Annotated in this window: 15 protein-coding genes and 1 tRNA gene; 10 read left to right on the forward strand and 6 right to left on the reverse strand. The window is 69.6% G+C overall.

The window, feature by feature from the left end; genetic code table 11:
- Positions 1-192: 192 nt before the first annotated feature.
- The 6 genes from ACFY8U_RS34400 to ACFY8U_RS34425 all read left to right on the forward strand — a co-directional run bounded on the left by ACFY8U_RS34400 (position 193) and on the right by ACFY8U_RS34425 (position 6903).
- The gene (locus ACFY8U_RS34400; RefSeq protein WP_389576075.1) at positions 193-609 is read left to right on the forward strand and encodes a hypothetical protein; all 417 of its coding nucleotides are present in this window, start codon (positions 193-195) and stop codon (positions 607-609) included.
- Positions 610-737: 128 nt separating this feature from the next.
- Positions 738-2963, forward strand: a complete 2226-nt coding sequence (locus ACFY8U_RS34405; RefSeq protein ID WP_389576076.1) for an FG-GAP repeat domain-containing protein — start codon at positions 738-740, stop codon at positions 2961-2963.
- Positions 2964-3622: 659 nt separating this feature from the next.
- Positions 3623-4024, forward strand: coding sequence for an ice-binding family protein (locus ACFY8U_RS34410; protein WP_389576146.1), 402 nt, complete (start codon positions 3623-3625; stop codon positions 4022-4024).
- 16 nt (positions 4025-4040) lie between these two features.
- Complete coding sequence (locus ACFY8U_RS34415; RefSeq protein ID WP_389576077.1) at positions 4041-4808, forward strand: ice-binding family protein; 768 nt, start codon at positions 4041-4043, stop codon at positions 4806-4808.
- A 183-nt stretch (positions 4809-4991) separates the two neighbouring features.
- On the forward strand, positions 4992-5684 hold the full coding sequence (locus ACFY8U_RS34420; protein ID WP_389576078.1) for a DUF5819 family protein: 693 nt from the start codon (positions 4992-4994) through the stop codon (positions 5682-5684).
- Complete coding sequence (locus tag ACFY8U_RS34425; RefSeq protein ID WP_389576079.1) at positions 5674-6903, forward strand: HTTM domain-containing protein; 1230 nt, start codon at positions 5674-5676, stop codon at positions 6901-6903. Before ACFY8U_RS34420 ends, ACFY8U_RS34425 begins: the two co-directional genes overlap by 11 nt.
- A gap of 380 nt (positions 6904-7283) precedes the next feature.
- Here the strand turns inward: ACFY8U_RS34425 and ACFY8U_RS34430 are convergent, their stop codons facing one another.
- The 4 genes from ACFY8U_RS34430 to ACFY8U_RS34445 form a co-directional block, all read right to left on the reverse strand.
- The gene (locus tag ACFY8U_RS34430; protein ID WP_389576080.1) at positions 7284-8117 is read right to left on the reverse strand and encodes a DUF4365 domain-containing protein; all 834 of its coding nucleotides are present in this window, start codon (positions 8115-8117) and stop codon (positions 7284-7286) included.
- A 264-nt stretch (positions 8118-8381) separates the two neighbouring features.
- On the reverse strand, positions 8382-8624 hold the full coding sequence (locus ACFY8U_RS34435; protein ID WP_389576081.1) for a hypothetical protein: 243 nt from the start codon (positions 8622-8624) through the stop codon (positions 8382-8384).
- A 631-nt stretch (positions 8625-9255) separates the two neighbouring features.
- Positions 9256-9441, reverse strand: coding sequence for an HAD family hydrolase (locus ACFY8U_RS34440; RefSeq protein WP_389576082.1), 186 nt, complete (start codon positions 9439-9441; stop codon positions 9256-9258).
- Between the two features lie 263 nt (positions 9442-9704).
- A tRNA-Thr gene (locus ACFY8U_RS34445) sits at positions 9705-9778 on the reverse strand.
- Positions 9779-9959: 181 nt separating this feature from the next.
- On the opposite strand from ACFY8U_RS34445, the gene ACFY8U_RS34450 reads away from it, so the two are divergent.
- The 3 genes from ACFY8U_RS34450 to ACFY8U_RS34460 all read left to right on the forward strand — a co-directional run bounded on the left by ACFY8U_RS34450 (position 9960) and on the right by ACFY8U_RS34460 (position 12471).
- Positions 9960-11057, forward strand: coding sequence for a sn-glycerol-3-phosphate ABC transporter ATP-binding protein UgpC (locus ACFY8U_RS34450; RefSeq protein WP_361599003.1), 1098 nt, complete (start codon positions 9960-9962; stop codon positions 11055-11057).
- A gap of 195 nt (positions 11058-11252) precedes the next feature.
- Entirely contained in the window at positions 11253-11666 is a 414-nt protein-coding gene (locus ACFY8U_RS34455) for a hypothetical protein (RefSeq protein WP_361436948.1), read from the forward strand.
- An 88-nt stretch (positions 11667-11754) separates the two neighbouring features.
- Positions 11755-12471 (forward strand): NDP-sugar synthase, encoded by a 717-nt coding sequence (locus ACFY8U_RS34460; RefSeq protein ID WP_389576083.1) that lies wholly within the window; start codon positions 11755-11757, stop codon positions 12469-12471.
- Positions 12472-12860: 389 nt separating this feature from the next.
- Here the strand turns inward: ACFY8U_RS34460 and ACFY8U_RS34465 are convergent, their stop codons facing one another.
- The gene (locus ACFY8U_RS34465; RefSeq protein WP_389576084.1) at positions 12861-14435 is read right to left on the reverse strand and encodes a DoxX family membrane protein; all 1575 of its coding nucleotides are present in this window, start codon (positions 14433-14435) and stop codon (positions 12861-12863) included.
- Between the two features lie 75 nt (positions 14436-14510).
- On the opposite strand from ACFY8U_RS34465, the gene ACFY8U_RS34470 reads away from it, so the two are divergent.
- Positions 14511-14609 carry an MYXO-CTERM sorting domain-containing protein gene (locus tag ACFY8U_RS34470; protein ID WP_389576085.1) on the forward strand — a complete coding sequence of 33 codons (99 nt, stop codon included), beginning with the start codon at positions 14511-14513 and terminating at the stop codon, positions 14607-14609.
- Here the strand turns inward: ACFY8U_RS34470 and rlmB are convergent.
- Positions 14579-15538 (reverse strand): 23S rRNA (guanosine(2251)-2'-O)-methyltransferase RlmB, encoded by a 960-nt coding sequence (gene rlmB, locus ACFY8U_RS34475; protein WP_361436940.1) that lies wholly within the window; start codon positions 15536-15538, stop codon positions 14579-14581. The two genes, ACFY8U_RS34470 and rlmB, sit on opposite strands and share 31 nt — an antisense overlap.
- Between the last annotated feature and the right edge of the window lie 49 nt (positions 15539-15587).

Genomic DNA, 15587 nt, shown 5'->3' on the forward strand with positions numbered 1-15587 from the left:
CGGCCCGCTGATGTCACCAGCAGACGGCGAAGGCCCCCCGACCACGACCGGTCGGGGGCCTTCGCCGCCCGGTCGAGGGAGCCGGTGCGGGCTTCTGCTTCCTTGTCACCCACGGCATCGAGCCTGAAGTACTCGGGTGCGGTGAGTACCTGCGCTCTGGGCGCCTTCGCGGCGAGCCGGAACGCTTGGGCCATGCGACGACAACTACGGAAGCTCGACAACCCACTGCTGGTGACGCTCGTACTGGCCCTGGTGACGTCGGCGGTGTGGGCTGCCTGGCTGGGCTGGGACCAGCATCGGGACGTACATCCGGATGGTTCCACGACCGGCCCCTACGAGGCGTGGCAGGTGATCGGGCTCGTGCTGACTCTGCTGGCACCCGTGTACTGGGCGGCGTCCCGGCGCCACTTCGCCGGCGCTGTCATCGGCACCACCGTCGGCCTGACCGTCGCCGCCTTCTACGACTGGTCGGACGACGCCAGCGGCCTCTTCGTCATCGGAGTGGGGATGGTCATGGTGGGAAGCTCCGTCGTGAGCGCCGGCGCCTCCGCGGTCATCGCCTACGCGACACGAGGGCGCGGGCCGGCTGTACACCCCCGTTCAGCCTGACCCGCTCCACCACGCCCTCTACCACACCCTCTTCGAAAGCGGGTCGTACAACCCTTTCTCCTGATCGATTGTCATACGGGTCCGTCCGCTCTCATTCGCGGACCGACCCGTCTTCGTCTGGAGAGCCCGTGCTTCCTGTACGTGTCACCCGCCGCGCCGCGGCCTCCGTGGCCACCGTCCTCGCCGTCACCCTCGGCGCCGGAGCCCTATCCGTCCCGGCCACCGCGGCGGACACGGTGACCGGCACCGCGACGCAAGAGGGCGTGACGCGGGTGGCCCTGAACTTCGTGGTCGACGAGGCCGGCAGCGCCGGATTCTTCGACAGCCTCTGGTTCAACGGCGACGTCCGCGCCTGGACGAGCTACAAGGACGGCAGGTCCTACAGCCTGAGCCGCTACACGACGTCGGTCTCGGCCGTCGGCGGCGACCAGTTCGTCGACGACGTGACCGACACCGTGGTCAACATGGCGACCGGGGCCCGCTACCAGCTGCCCGCGGGCCACGGCAAGGCGGTGGGCATCGCCGGCCCGTACGTCTTCACCTCGCTCGCCGCCGCGGGTGCGCTGTGGGCCCACACGGCCCAGGGCGGCCGCCAGGTCACCGGCCTGCCCGCCGGGGCCGAGGACTTCTCGGTCCGTCCCGGCACCGCGAAGTACGGCGTCGTCGGTTTCACCGACGCGGACGGCACCCGGAACCAGGGTCTGGTGGACCTCGCGGCGGGGGCGGTCACCGAGATCTACGCGGTCCCGGCGTCGGCCTCCTCGCTCACCTTCTCGGACACCCATGTGGCCTGGGCGGAGCGGGACGCCGCGACCGGCACGGCGCAGGCGGTCGTCCTCACCCGGGGCACGGCCGAGCGGAAGACCGTCGAACTCGGCCGGATGCCCCGCACCGCCGAGGTGCAGCTGGTGGGCGACTGGCTCCTCGACGGGCTGCCCCTGCGGGCCGGCCGGGATCTGACGCCCGGCTACGGCCTGCGCGCCCGGAACCTGACCGACGACGCCGCGCCGGTCGAGCTGCTCGACTACTTCCAGACCATGACGCGGGACGCCGACGGCGGCGTCCTGGCCAGCGGCGGCCGGCTGGGGAAGGGCCAGGGCGTCCACCGCGTCGAGCTCGGCGCGGACGGCCGGCTCGCCACCACCCTCGTCGCGAGCAACGGCTCGCCGACCGAGACCGCGGAACTGCGGCAGCCCCTGATGCGGAACCCCGTCGACCTGGACCGGCACTCCGACGTCTCGTTCAAGTGGTTCCTCAACCACTGGGACACCAAGGCCACGGTGCGGCTGCGGCACGTCCGCTCCGGCAAGACCTTCGACTGGACCTCGAACGGTTTCGCCCAGGGCCGCAGCATGGACGGGAGCAGGACCGACTACGCGGACGGCTTCCCCATGGGCCCCGAGTGGGTGGGAACGTTCGGCAACGGGAACGAGTTCGGCTCGCCCGACACCCGCATCGCCTACAACGGCGACTACACCTGGGAGCTGACCGCCGAGCCCCTGTCCGGTCTCGGCCCCGCTCTGAACAGGTCCGGCACCTTCACCGTCACGCGCACGCCGAAGCAGCACGACTTCGACGACAACGGCTCGCCCGACCTGCTTGCCCGCGACGCCTCCGGTGTCCTGTGGTCGGACAGTTCGGTCCGCTCCCGCCGCTGGGGCTCCGGAACCGAGTTCGAGGTCCCGGAGACCCAGGTCGGCAGCGGCTGGCAGATCTACGACCGCATCGAGACCACCGGCGACGTCGCCGGCAGCGTCCACGCCGACGTCGTCGCCCGCGACAAGGCGGGCGTGCTCTGGCTCCACCAGGGCGACGGCCTCGGCGGCTTCGCCGACCGCGTCCAGGTCGGCGGCGGCTGGCAGACCTACGACAAGATCACCGGCGGCTCGGACTTCACCGGCGACGGCCGCCCCGACGTCGTCGCCGCCGACAAGACGGGCGTCCTGTGGCTCTACAAGGCCACCGGCAGCGCCTCCAAGCCCTTCGACACCCGCAAGAAGATCGGCTCCGGCTGGGGCATCTACAACCAGCTCACCGCCACGGGCAACATCGCGGGCGCCGCGCACGGCGACCTCGTCACCCGCGACGCGGACGGCGTCACATGGATGTACCTCGGCAAGGGCGACGGCACCTTCACCGGCCGCACCCGCCTCCGCGAAGGCTTCGGCCGCTACAGCAAGTTCGTCGGGGCGGGCGACTACGACGACGACGGCAGGAACGACCTGCTCGCCGTCGAGGCCGCCACCGGCAAGACGTACCTCTTCCGGGGCACCGGCGCGCGCACCACCCCGTTCGAGCGGGCCCGGGTCGCCACCACCCTCTTCGCCTCGGGTTCGTACGACCTGTTCGGCTGACGGAACTCCCTCCCGCAAAAGGGCGAGCACACGAACCAGCACCACTCTGGTCCTCGCCCTCTCCGCCGTCACGTGGTGACGAGAACCCTCGTCACCGCCGTGACGGCGCTGCCTTCGCCCGTCCGACCAGGCCGACGACCTCAAGGCGGTATACCGCCCCTTGCCGGTCCACGAGGAGCTGTCCGCGGCTGCATCCCTTGCACGGCCCACAGACGGCCCGGCGGATGCGCCGATCGCCACGCCCGTTCCGGCGGCATTCGTGAGATCACCCGGTCGGCGGCATCCCTCCAAGCGCGGCGGGGTTGGATTTATTGGGCATATGTGCGGTCCTACGCCGCATGAGCTGGTCGAGCTTTGCTTTTCGGGGTAATGCAGGATTATCGACGATACGAGTTTGAATATTTTCATCGCGCTTCGCGTCGTTGAATGTGTTTGTATTAATCCCCCCTCCTGCCCTTACTCGGCGTCGGCATGTGAAATTTCCCGCGTAATATGCGGCGACAGCTAGAAGGCTTCCGGGTGACCCGGTAGGGCCCGGCATGCCACGGCCCCCCACAGAAATTGGCCTCTTGATGAAGCTGCACATCCCGCAATCGGCTAATCGCCGCGTTCTGTCCGGCGGACTGGCCTCAGCTCTCGCCGCAACGGTTGCCACCGTGATGGTCGCCATTGCGCCGACTCAGGCGCTGGCCATCGCGACACCCGTACCCCTGGGCACCACCGCCAGCTACTCGGTTCTGGCAGGTCAGGGAGTCACCAACACCGGTCCCACGGTGATCGACCACGACCTCGGGACGCACCCGAACCCGTCCATCACCGGATTCCCGCCCGGCCGAGTGCTCGGCGCCGTGCACGCTGCGGACGCCGCGGCCCTCCAGGCCAAGAGCGATCTGATCGTGGCGTACAACCAAGCTGCCGGGCAGGCCGAGGACTTCGACCTTCCGGCGGCGATCGGCTCAGGGACGTCCGGCCCCACAGAGCTGATTCCGGGCGTCTACACGAGGGACCCCGCCGGCAGTGTCGGACTCACCGGCGACCTGGTCCTGAACGCCGGGGGGTAACCCCAATGCGGTCTGGGTGTTCCAGATTCCAACAGCCCTGACGACGGCAACGTCCAGCCGGGTCCTCCTTACCAACGGCGCTTCGCCGTGCAACGTGTTCTGGCAGATCGGTAGTTCGGCGGAACTCAACACGAACACCACCTTCGTCGGCACCATCATGGCTCTGACCTCGATCTTCCTGCGAACGGGAACGAACATCGAGGGCCGTGCGCTGGCCCGTAACGGCCAGGTGACGATGGACAACAACAGGATCTTCCTCGGCGGGTGCGCCACCGGTGGGACGACGGCCGGCACGACCACCGGGGCGACCGCGGGAACGACCACCGGGGCGACCGCGGGAACGACGACCGGGGCGACCGCAGGCACGACGACCGGCACCACGACCGGGGCGACGACGGGTACGACCCTGGGCCTGATCGGCGGCAGCCTCATCGGCGGACCGAGCGTCGGCCTCGTGAGCGGCGGCACCTCGGGCAACATCTCCGGCAACACCTCCGGGAACACCGCGGGCAACACCGCCGGGAACACCACGGGTGGGGACACCTCGGGTATCACCGCAGGGAACACGACCGGCGGGGCCGTCACCGGCGGGCACGGCGGCAAGCCGGACCACGGCGGACCGGAGCAGGGCGGACCGGGTCACGGGGACCACGGCGGTCCGGGTCACGGGGACCACGAGGGACCGGGCAAGCCGGGCCACGGCCACGACGGCCATGACGGCCACGGCGAGCAGCCGCACGGACACTTCGGCTACGCCGACAAGCCCACGGACCACGAGGTCTAGGCGGCAGCCTGCTCGAAGCCGGTTCATCACATAGCGGCGCGCGGCGGAATCCTCACCGAATCCGCCGCGCGCCGTGCGCCGTGCGCCGTGCGCCGTCGGTGAGAGTCGCAGTGACCTCGGGCGCGATCAACACATAAGAGAAAGACAGGGTGGGCGGTGTCGAGCGGAATTGAATCAGCGGCCGTGGAGGAACTTCAGCAGTCCGATTCCGATCCGGTCTCCCCACCACGTCATGACAGAGGGAGTACGCCGGACAGGCGGCCCATCGGTGCCCGTGCGCTGAAGACAGCGCTGCAAACCGCCGTTCTCCTGTGTCTGGTGACCACCCTGGTCCACGTCGTCATGGTGTTCCTGCACGTGGCCCCCTCCAACCCCGTGTCGAAGCGGTACAGCGCACAGGTAAACGGATGGGTGTACCCCCTCTTCGAACAGAATTGGAGGCTTTTCGCCCCGGACCCGGACTCCTTCAACCGGCAGGTCCTGGCGAGAACCGCACACACCGACTCCAATGGATCGGTACGGGTGAGTCCCTGGTTCGACCTCGCCGCCGTGGACAATTCCGCGGTCGAGCACAATGCATTTCCGAGCCACACGGCGCAGAACCTTCTGCGCCGCGCCTGGAGCTCCTACGTCGAAACACATGGAGGAAGCGACACGGCGCGCTCGGACCGGGCCGTGATGCTGCAGAAGTATCTGAGCAACATCGCCGCCGACCGCGTCGCCGCCCACAACGACGGCGGCACCTTCGAATTCATTCAGCTCCGGGTCATCACGCTGCCCATCGCCGCACCCGGCACACCCGTGGGCAGCCCCCCGCCGGCGCCCACCGAGAACCGACTCCTGCCCTGGTGGAAGGTGACCCCCCATGGGAAATGAGCAGATCCCCCAGTCCTCCACGGCAGCCGCACCGCACCGGACCGCCGGCGACGGGACTTCGCTCGTCGGCACTGCCCGCCGGTGGCTCGGCGACCGGATCGCCGTTCTGTGGGCGCTTCTCACCGGCAGGCCGGTCTCCCTGTACGCCGCCTCGGTTCTGCGCATCGGGTACGGGCTGCTCTACCTGATCTTTCTGCTCCGCGAATTTCCGCACCGCGCAGAGATCTGGGGCCCCGACTCGCCCTGGACGCCCGCGCTGGCAGCACAGCTCTTCGACCAGACGGGCTGGAACAGCATCCTGATCCTGTCCGACAGTCGTGCCTACTTCGAGCTCTGCTACGTACTGGCAGTCGTCACGTCCGCGCTCTTCACGCTGGGCTGGCGGACCCGCGTCATGTCCGTCCTCTTCGCCGTCGTGGTGACCTCGTTCCATGCACGAGCGATCTTCATGACGGACGGGGGTGACAACCTGGTCCTGCTGATGGCCCTCTACCTCGTCCTCACCGCCTGCGGCCGCCGCTGGTCCCTGGACGCACGCCGCGAACGGCTCAGGGCGGCACGTGCGGGCAATACGACGGATCCGGTGAAGAGCCTCTACGCGCAGCAACTCCGGGACGCTCGGATCACCTTGACCACGGTGGTGCACAACTGCGCGATGTTCGTCATCGCGGCACAGGTCTGCTTCCTCTACGGATCAGCCGGCCTGTACAAGGTCCAAGGCCCGACCTGGGGTGGCGGCACCGCTCTCCACTACGCGCTGAACCTCGAACTGTTCCAGCCCTGGCCCGCGCTCTCCCACTTGGTGGACGAGTACCCGATGGCGATCGCGATCGTCGGCTACGTGACGGTGCTCCTGCAGGTCGCGTTCCCGTTCGTGCTCTTCGGCAGGCTCAAGTATCCCGTTCTGGCCGTGCTGCTCGGCATGCACGTCGGTATCGCCGTCCTCATGGGGCTGCCCCTCTTCTCCGGCGCGATGATCGTTGCGGACGCCGTGTTCCTCCCCGACCGCTTCTACACCTTCCTGCCTCACCTGTGGCGACGCGCAACACAGCGCGGGACGCGACGGCCGGCACCGGGCCGATCGGCCGGATCCGGATCCGTACCCTCGCAGGGCGGCCGGCCCGGCGTACCCACCGTGTCCGACCCGCAGCATCGAGCCGCTCCAACCCCGCGGAAGGGCGCGCCACTCGCCACCGGGCTCGCGCCCGACCAGACCTGAGCAAGGCGCGGCCCCGGCGGCGGACCGCCGTCGATGTCCGGCGTAGTTGCCTAAGCCCCCAGCCATGGTCGGCTGGGGGTCTTCTCGCTTGTGCCCCCGGCAGGATTCGAACCTGCGGCACCCGCTTTAGGAGAGGGGGAAGGCGCACCCGCGCCGGAGCTGCAAGGTTGGGCGCTAGCTCACCTACTGCCCAGGCTCTGTAGACGCCCTTCGTTCCCCCTGAGTCCCCGCACGATCTGGCACGGATGTGGCACGGCGACCTCCGTCCCGAAGCAACCCGCGACGCTCGCTGTGTTCGGGCTGCTGTGCCTGTGACCTGCGGTATGAGCCGCTGACGTCCCAGTTTGGCCGCGGCTGAGCGTGTGCGCGGTTGGTTGCTCTCATCTCGGCACCTCAGCCCCTCGCCGTGCCCGCTCTGTAGCGGAGAAACAGGAGGCGAGCCACAGGGCCTCCGGCATGTTCAGGATCACCCCACTGATGGCTGCGATTGGCGAGCTCTGCCGCAGCTCCTCTGGGAAGTCTCCGCCGAAATCGAGGCCTTGAGACCAGGCGCCCGGCAGGAGCAGCCCGCTGGGCGTGATCGGGATTGGATCCCAGTCGAGGTCGCTGTGAAGGAGCGTGGCATAGAACTCCCCAGGGCGCTGCCAGAAGATCAACTGCTCGTCGAACTCATTGACCCAGTGAAGGACATGGTCCGAGCGATCGAAGACGACGCCTGCCATCTCTCCGAGATGACTCAGGACCGCGTTCCGGCCTCGGTACCCGCCGACGTACGCACGGGCCTCATTCACGAAGTCCGCCACGGTGTTGGTGTCCAGCACCGATGTCCTGGACAGCCTGATGGTGCGCGGCCGCTGGCCCTTCTGCCCTCCAACACGGAGCTGCTTCGTAGCGTTCGCCCAGTACAGCTGCTCTGTGCCCGGATCAAAGACGACGCAGAAGACGGGGACGTTGCCGTTTGCCCAAGTCTCGGAATGCTGTCGCACTGGTACTGCGTAGCCGTATGCCCTTCTCCATGAGATGCCGCCCTTCACCTGAACCTTGATGACGTCATTGGTCACCCGTCCAGCGTCAGCGAAGGTGACGTACAGGTCCTCGCCGTAGTCGTTCTGCCCTGAGATCTCCTCCACGACGTGATCGTGACTCTGCAGGAGAGTGCGCAAGGCGTTCACTGCTGCCTGCTCCATCCGCCGCCCACTCGGAATCACCGTCATGTTCCGCTCCCCCCATCCGCATGCCTGCCCGCCTACCGTGCCATCCGGGTCTGACACTGGGTCGTCGACAAGCCTGTGTGCAGGAGCTCGAACGCATGCCATGAGCTTGGGAATCACCGATCTTCCACCCGCTTATAGGTCACTGACCAGCGGATATGGGTGGCGGCGGGAACCTTGCGGCTCCCAGCGGCACCCGCCGTTGACCGTCGTTCCCCGCTCTGTCTGGCACGCAACTGGCACGCGGTCAGAGCTCGATGCGCTGTTTCATGACATCGTCGGCACGGCCCCAGTCAGAAGGGGCAGCACAGCGGGGACTCCTGCGGCGGTCTGCTTGACAGCGGCGCCGGCGGTTTCGCCCAGCTCGTCGACAACGCCGCCGACCAGTCCTCCCCCCAGTGCCACGCCTCCCAGCGGGCCGTCGGCGGCGGATGCCGAGGGGGAAGCGAGCAGCGCGGCGAAGAAGGCAGTGGCGATGAGGGTGGCGGCGCGCGCCTTGGTGATCTTCATGGCTGGCCTAACGCGGCGTCGGTTTCATCCGTTACGACGCTGCGTCATTCAGCCGCCTGCCCTTCGGCGGGAGAGGGACCATCTCAAGGCCGATGTCGCCCAGCTGGAACTGGACCGCGCTCTCGGTACCGACGAGATGACCTCGCCAGGCGGATGACGTCGCGAGGGTGACCACCACTTACCTCAGCTCCCATCCCGTCTGCCGTCGACCCACACGTATGTGGAGCGGGCGCGGTGCCGGGCGTCCAGGTGGAGGGCGCCACTGTACGAACGACCTGGACGCCCGGTGCCATGTCTGCTCGGCTTGTCCTGGGTCGATGGCAGACGGGATGGGAGTCCCCCGCCTCAACCACCCACGCGCCGGTACTCGCGTAAGGATCCCCCGGCATCCCGGAGCCTGAGCGCCCCCGCCGGAGGCATCTCCCTGACCCGCACCTCGCGCACTCGGCCGGGCCGCATCGTGGTTCCCCACCATCAATCCGAGCCGTCAGGCGTGCGGCCGGCGGCCTGGCCGGAGCGGGGCGCAGACAGGAGCGGCGGCCCGGACGACGGGCCGCACGCGCCGCGCCGTGCGCGGCGAGTGCCTTGATGAGGTAGAGAAACTTGTAACAGCTCCCCCGTTGGTCCTCGGCTACGCCGTGGTGAGTGCGTCGGCCATGGCCTGCATGTCGTCGGTGATCGCGTCGGCTTGCGCCTCGGCGAACAGGCCGGCCTTGTCGGGCTTGTTGGCGTAGCCGATGACCGTTGTCCCGGCGGCGTGAGCGGCCTGGATGTCCGTGGGCGAGTCACCGATCAGCGTGCAGTTCGTGACGTCCATATGCACCGCTCGGCTGCTGTGATGAGCGGGAACGGGTTCGGCTTCAACCGATGATCATGAAGACGTGGCAGAGCCGACCCCGTGGGACATGGCCGCCTCCCGGATCGCTGAGCCGAACGAACCACGGGATGTCCCCTGAGCCCGGTGGAGCGGCTCCTCAGGTGACTGCGTCCAAGGCCCGACCGTCCCTGACCACCCCCGTGGATGTCACCCGTAGATGTCAAAGACCCCCAACCATGATCGGTTGGGGGTCTTCGCCCTTGAGCCCCCTGTCGGGTTCGAACCGACGACCCCCGCTTTACAAGAGCGGTGCTCTGGCCAGCTGAGCTAAGGAGGCAGCGAGTGCAGTGTAACCAACCCCCACCCCGCCGTGGTCGGCAATTTCACGGACCGGGACTGCTGACAGATCGCGTGCCGGCGGGTAGCGTCACCCGGAGTTCGCCTCGGTGGACTAGACCTCAATCCTTCCTTTACTCGGATCGTCCGGCACGTTCCTGCCGGTGAAGGGATTCATCACCATGGCTTCTGTCACGTTCGACAAGGCGACCCGGCTCTACCCGGGTTCCGACAAGCCCGCCGTCGACCAGCTCGAGATCGAGATCGAGGACGGCGAGTTCCTCGTCCTCGTCGGTCCGTCCGGCTGCGGCAAGTCCACCTCGCTGCGCATGCTCGCCGGCCTGGAGGACGTCAACGGCGGCTCCATCCGCATCGGTGACCGCGACGTCACGCACCTGCCGCCGAAGGACCGGGACATCGCCATGGTGTTCCAGAACTACGCGCTGTACCCGCACATGACCGTCGCCGACAACATGGGCTTCGCCCTCAAGATCGCCGGCGTCAACAAGAGCGAGATCCGCGCCAAGGTCGAAGAGGCCGCGAAGATCCTCGACCTCACCCCGTACCTCGACCGCAAGCCCAAGGCTCTCTCCGGTGGCCAGCGGCAGCGTGTGGCCATGGGTCGCGCGATCGTGCGCGAGCCGCAGGTCTTCCTCATGGACGAGCCGCTGTCGAACCTCGACGCCAAGCTCCGTGTGTCCACCCGTACGCAGATCGCGTCGCTCCAGCGCCGGCTCGGCATCACCACGGTGTACGTCACGCACGACCAGGTCGAGGCCCTCACCATGGGCGACCGCGTCGCCGTCCTCAAGGACGGTCTGCTCCAGCAGGTCGACTCGCCGCGCAACATGTACGACCGCCCCGCCAACCTCTTCGTCGCCGGCTTCATCGGCTCCCCCGCCATGAACCTGGTCGAGGTGCCCATCACCGAGGGCGGCGTGAAGTTCGGCAACAGCATCGTCCCGGTCTCCCGTGACGCGCTCTCCGCCGCCTCCGCCAAGGGCGACACGACCGTGACGGTCGGCATCCGCCCCGAGCACTTCGACGTGTCGGGTGCCACCAGCAAGGAGGGCCTGGCCGTCTCCGTGAACGTCGTCGAGGAGCTCGGCGCCGACGGTTACGTCTACGGCTCCGCCCGCGTCGGCAGCGAGGACAAGGACCTGGTCGTCCGCGTCGGCGGCCGTGCCGTGCCCGAGAAGGGCTCCACGCTCCACGTCGTGCCGCGCCCGGACGAGCTGCACGTCTTCTCCACCTCGACGGGTGAGCGCCTCTCCGGCTGAGCCTGAGCCTGTACTGCCGAACGGCCCCGCATCTCTTGCAGATGCGGGGCCGTTCGCCTATGTCGACAAATACCCCGGCATAGCCGCCAATTCAGACACCGGCGTCAACACGGGATTCGAATTTTCGCCTCGAACCATCCCCCGCGAGAGTGACTAAATGTCGCCATATCATCACCGGCCGCTACGCTCGCCTCCGTGACGCACACTGCCCGCCGTATCGGCCGCTCTCTCGCCCTCGTCCTGCCCGTCGTCCTGGTGCTCTCCGGAACGCTCGCGGTGTCCGCCGTTCCGTGGGCCGGCCAGGGCTCCGACACCCAGATGCTGACCGCATCCTCGGAGGACGTCTCCGTCCCCGCCAAGTCCCGTGCCCCGCAGGATATTCTGCGCGACCGGCTCCTCGCAGAGCTTCAGGAGAAGGACCCCGGAACGGCCCTGACCCACCTCCAGCGCGAGGTCGAGAACAGCCCGTCCCTCGCCAAGCACTGCATGTCCATCGCGCGCGCCCTCGGCAAGGCGGCCGTCCGCCACTACGGCCCCACCCGCGCCCAGTCCTACTCGCGCCCGGTCTGCGACACCTCGTTCGCGACCGGCGTGATGTACGCCAGCTGAGCCGCCGCCCCGCCCACTGATCCAGCGACGCCGAAGACGCTGACGACGCTGAACGGCCGCTTCCCGAGGTACGCATATCGTTCGCGGTATGGATACCTCCCCGACGCAGGCCGTGGTCCTGGCGGGCGGCCAGGGCTCGCGCCTGCGCCCGTACACCGACGACCGCCCCAAGCCGATGGTCGAGATCCCCGGCACCGGGACCCCGATCATCGGCCATCAGCTGTCCTGGCTCGCCGCCGAGGGCGTGACGGACGCCGTCGTGTCCTGCGGACATCTGGCCGAGGTGCTCGAGGAGTGGCTCGCCTCCGCCGATCTGCCGTTGCGCGTGAAGACGGTCGTCGAGGACGAGCCGCTCGGCCGCGGCGGCGGCCTCAAGTACGCCGCCGCGCACCTGCCGGAGCCCGGACAGCCCTGGTACGCCACCAACGGCGACATCTGGACCCGTTTCTCCCTGCGTGAGATGGCCGCGTTCCACGACGAGCGCGACGCCACCGCGACCCTCGCCCTCGCCCGCCCCCGGATCCCGTGGGGCGCCGTCGAGACCGACACGTTCGGGCACATCACCGACTTCATCGAGGCGCCGCCGTCGCCGTTCCTCATCAACGCGGGCGTGTACGTGTTCTCCGCCGCTTTCACCGAGCTGCTCCCGGACCGGGGCGACCACGAGCGCACCACGTTCCCCCGGCTGGCCAGGGAGCGCCGCCTCGCGGGCTTCCCGCTGCCCCAGGGGGCCTACTGGCGGGCGATCGACACGGCGAAGGACCTGACCGAGGCCGCGAAGGAACTGGCCGGACAGGGCGGCTGAGAGCCCTGCCGCCCCTGGCCGGCCCCACCTGGCCGGCCCTGCCGCGGCCCTGCCGGCCCCGGCTGGCCCCGCCTGGCCAAGCCCTGCCGGGCACGGAGCAGGGCCTCGCCGAATTCGTCCGCCGCGACGAGTACGCGTACGGCCTGACACCGTGATTCGTGCGGCCTGGCAGCGCTTCCGTACGGCCTGACCGCCGTACCCCCCGACGAGCGCCGCGCGTACCGCCTGAGAGCGCTCGAGCCGTCCCCGCCGTGCCTTCGTGCCGCCCTGACCGCCCCTCGTACCGTACGAGCCGGCGCGTGGCCGCACGACGACGGGCGGCGCCGCGTCCCCGCGGTGCCGCCCGTTGTCCGTTGTTCGTTGTCCGTTGTTCGTGCAGGAACCCCGCGTCAGCCCAGCAGGCCGCCGATCGGGTTCCGGTTGCCGCCCGTGCCGCCCGTCGACGAGCCGCCGCTCGTCGGCTCGGTCGTGCCGCCGGTGCCGCCACCGCTGCCCGTGCCGCCCGAGCTCGTCGGGCCGGAGCTGGTGGACGGCGGGGCCGCCGGGCGCGACTGGGTCGGCGTACGGCTGCCGGTGCCCTGCGTGGCGGTCGGCCGGCTCTCCTCCGTACGGCCGGTCTCCCGTACGGTCTCGCTCGGCGAGGCCGTCTTGTCGTCCTCGGGCTCGCCGCTCGCGCCGGCCGTCGCCGACGGCTTGGGGCGCGTGGAGGTCGACTGGGACGGGGTGCGCTCGCCGGGCTCCTGCGGGAGCGTCCGGCCGGGCAGGTGGTTGATCGGGTCGTCGTTCGGGCCGGGCACGGTGACCATCTCGGTGGACCGTACGGCCCCGCCGAGCACGGAGCCGGTGAGGAGCGTGAGGCCGACGACGACGGAGGTGACGAGCGCCCCGCGGCGCAGGACGCGGCGGCGGAGCTCCCACAGCTCGGAGCGGGGTCCCAGGGTGCGCCAGGCTTCGCCGGCGAGGCGGCCGTCGATGGAGTAGACGGGCGCCCCGGCGATGATCAGCGGGGACCAGGCGGCGAGGAAGATGATGTCGGCGGAGTCGTAGACGGGGACGGACTTCCAGCTGACGGTCAGCAGGAGCGCGGCGGAGAGCAGGGCGCCGATGACGGCGCCGACGCGCTGCCAGAGGCCGAGGACGGTGAGGACGCCGACGACGACCTGGAGGAAGGCGACGGTGAGGCCGGCGCCGACCGGGTGCTGGAGGGCGAAGTCGCGGAGCGGTTCGGCGAGGGCCCAGGGGTTGAGCGAGTGGAGCCACTTGACCATGGAGCCGCGCTCGCCGCCGTCGAAGTAGACGGGGTCGCAGAGCTTGCCCATGCCGGCGTAGATGGAGATGAAGCCGAGGAAGACGCGGAGCGGGAGGAGGACGACGCCGAGGTTCATCCGGCGCCCGGGGTAGTAGGCGTGCCGGACGGGGTCGGCGCCGTGGCGCTGCGAGCGGCCGCGGAGTTCGTCGCCGTTCGGGTCGTCCCCGCGTCCGTTCCCGTACGTGCCCTCGCGGGACAGCTCGTACGGGCTGTCGTAGGCGTGGTCGAAGGCGCCTTCGGCGCGCCGCATCGGGGGGAGGAGCGGCGTCTCGGCGGTGACGACGGGGGTGGGCATGGTGTCGTCGATGCGCGGGATGGCCTGGGTGGCGCCGGCGTCGTGGTGCGCGGGGGGCTCCAGCGTGGAGACGGAGGACTCGCGCACGGCCTGGAGCAGTCCGGTGGCTCCGGGCGCGGACTTTCCGGTCCATACGACGGGCCGGCGGCGGCCGGCGGCTCCACCTGCCGCTGCCGCCGCTCCGGCGAGGGCCGGGCCGCGGGAGGCGGCGGCGAACTTCGGCTGCTGGGCCGGCGCGAGCCGCACACGGAAGCTGGCGTGGTTCACGATGACCTGCGCGGGATCGGAATCCACTTTGAGCATGCTCAGCGCGGGCTGATCGTCGAACCCCGGCCGGGGCGTTCTGGTGTCCACACTCATCTAACCGAGTGACGCGGGGTTAGGACACTGCCTTGACGGGCTCTGAATGTCCGAGACCCGTCAAGATCGCGCCATGTGTGCGGGTGTACGGGAAAGGGCCCAGCTCAGGGAGCTGGGCCCTTTCCGGGGATGGCGTACGCGGGTCAGTTCGCGCGGCGGCGGGCGACCTCGTAGAGGACGATGCCCGCGGCGACGCCGGCGTTCAGCGACTCGGCGCCACCGGGCATCGAGATGCGGACGCGGTAGTCGCACGTCTCGCCGACGAGGCGGCCGAGGCCCTTGCCCTCGCTGCCGATGACGATGACGACGGGGCCGTCGAGCGCCTCCAGGTCCTCCACCGTGTGCTCGCCGTCGGCGGCGAGGCCGACGACCGTGAGGCCTTCCTTCTGGAAGCCCTCCAGGGCCCGGGTCAGGTTGGTGACGCGGGAGACGGGGGTGCGGGCGGCGGTGCCGGCCGAGGACTTCCAGGCGCCGGCGGTCATGCCGGCGGCGCGGCGCTCGGGGACGACGACGCCGTGGCCGCCGAAGGCGGAGACGGAGCGGACGATCGCGCCGAGGTTGCGGGGGTCGGTGACGCCGTCGAGGGCGACGATCAGCGGGTCCTCGTGGGCGTCGTAGGCGGCCGCGGTGAGGTCCTCGGGGTGCGCGTACTCGTAGGGCGGGACCTGGAGGACGAGGCCCTGGTGGTTCAGGCCGTTCGTCATCCGGTCGAGCTCCTGGCGCGGGGCCTCCATCAGGTTGATGTTGCCGCGGTCGCCGGCGAGCTTGAGGACGTCACGGACGCGCTCGTCGTTGTCGATGAACTGCTGGACGTAGAGCGTGGTGGCGGGGACGCCGTCACGCAGCGCCTCGTAGACCGGGTTACGGCCGACGACCATCTCCGAGGTGCCCTTGGGGCCGCCGCGGCGCGGTGCGGGGCGGCGGGCGGCGGCGTGCTTGGCCTGGGCGTTGGCGATGCGGTTCTTCTTGTGACCCTTGCGGGCGGAGGCGGGCGGCGTGGGGCCCTTGCCCTCGAGGCCCTTGCGCCGCTGGCCACCGCTGCCGACCGTCGCGCCCTTCTTGTTGGACGTGCGGCGGTTCCTGCGCTGGCTGTTCCCGGCCATGACTACCTAATCCTCGGTGTTGCGTACATAGGTCTGTAAGTGAAGTGTG

It is taken from the genome of Streptomyces sp. NPDC012508 (assembly GCF_042902595.1).
Classification (GTDB): Bacteria; Actinomycetota; Actinomycetes; order Streptomycetales; family Streptomycetaceae; genus Streptomyces.

Bases quoted from the DNA above. Each gene is read 5' to 3' on its own strand.
- ACFY8U_RS34430 (WP_389576080.1), bottom strand. From the start codon at position 8,117: ATGACGGTGATTCCGAGTGGGCGGCGGATGGAGCAGGCAGCAGTGAAC.
- ACFY8U_RS34425 (WP_389576079.1), top strand. From the start codon at position 5,674: ATGGGAAATGAGCAGATCCCCCAGTCCTCCACGGCAGCCGCACCGCAC.
- ACFY8U_RS34400 (WP_389576075.1), top strand. From the start codon at position 193: ATGCGACGACAACTACGGAAGCTCGACAACCCACTGCTGGTGACGCTC.
- ACFY8U_RS34440 (WP_389576082.1), bottom strand. From the start codon at position 9,441: ATGGACGTCACGAACTGCACGCTGATCGGTGACTCGCCCACGGACATC.
- ACFY8U_RS34460 (WP_389576083.1), top strand. From the start codon at position 11,755: ATGGATACCTCCCCGACGCAGGCCGTGGTCCTGGCGGGCGGCCAGGGC.
- ACFY8U_RS34435 (WP_389576081.1), bottom strand. From the start codon at position 8,624: ATGAAGATCACCAAGGCGCGCGCCGCCACCCTCATCGCCACTGCCTTC.
- rlmB (WP_361436940.1), bottom strand. From the start codon at position 15,538: ATGGCCGGGAACAGCCAGCGCAGGAACCGCCGCACGTCCAACAAGAAG.
- ACFY8U_RS34450 (WP_361599003.1), top strand. From the start codon at position 9,960: ATGGCTTCTGTCACGTTCGACAAGGCGACCCGGCTCTACCCGGGTTCC.
- ACFY8U_RS34465 (WP_389576084.1), bottom strand. From the start codon at position 14,435: ATGAGTGTGGACACCAGAACGCCCCGGCCGGGGTTCGACGATCAGCCC.
- ACFY8U_RS34410 (WP_389576146.1), top strand. From the start codon at position 3,623: ATGGTCGCCATTGCGCCGACTCAGGCGCTGGCCATCGCGACACCCGTA.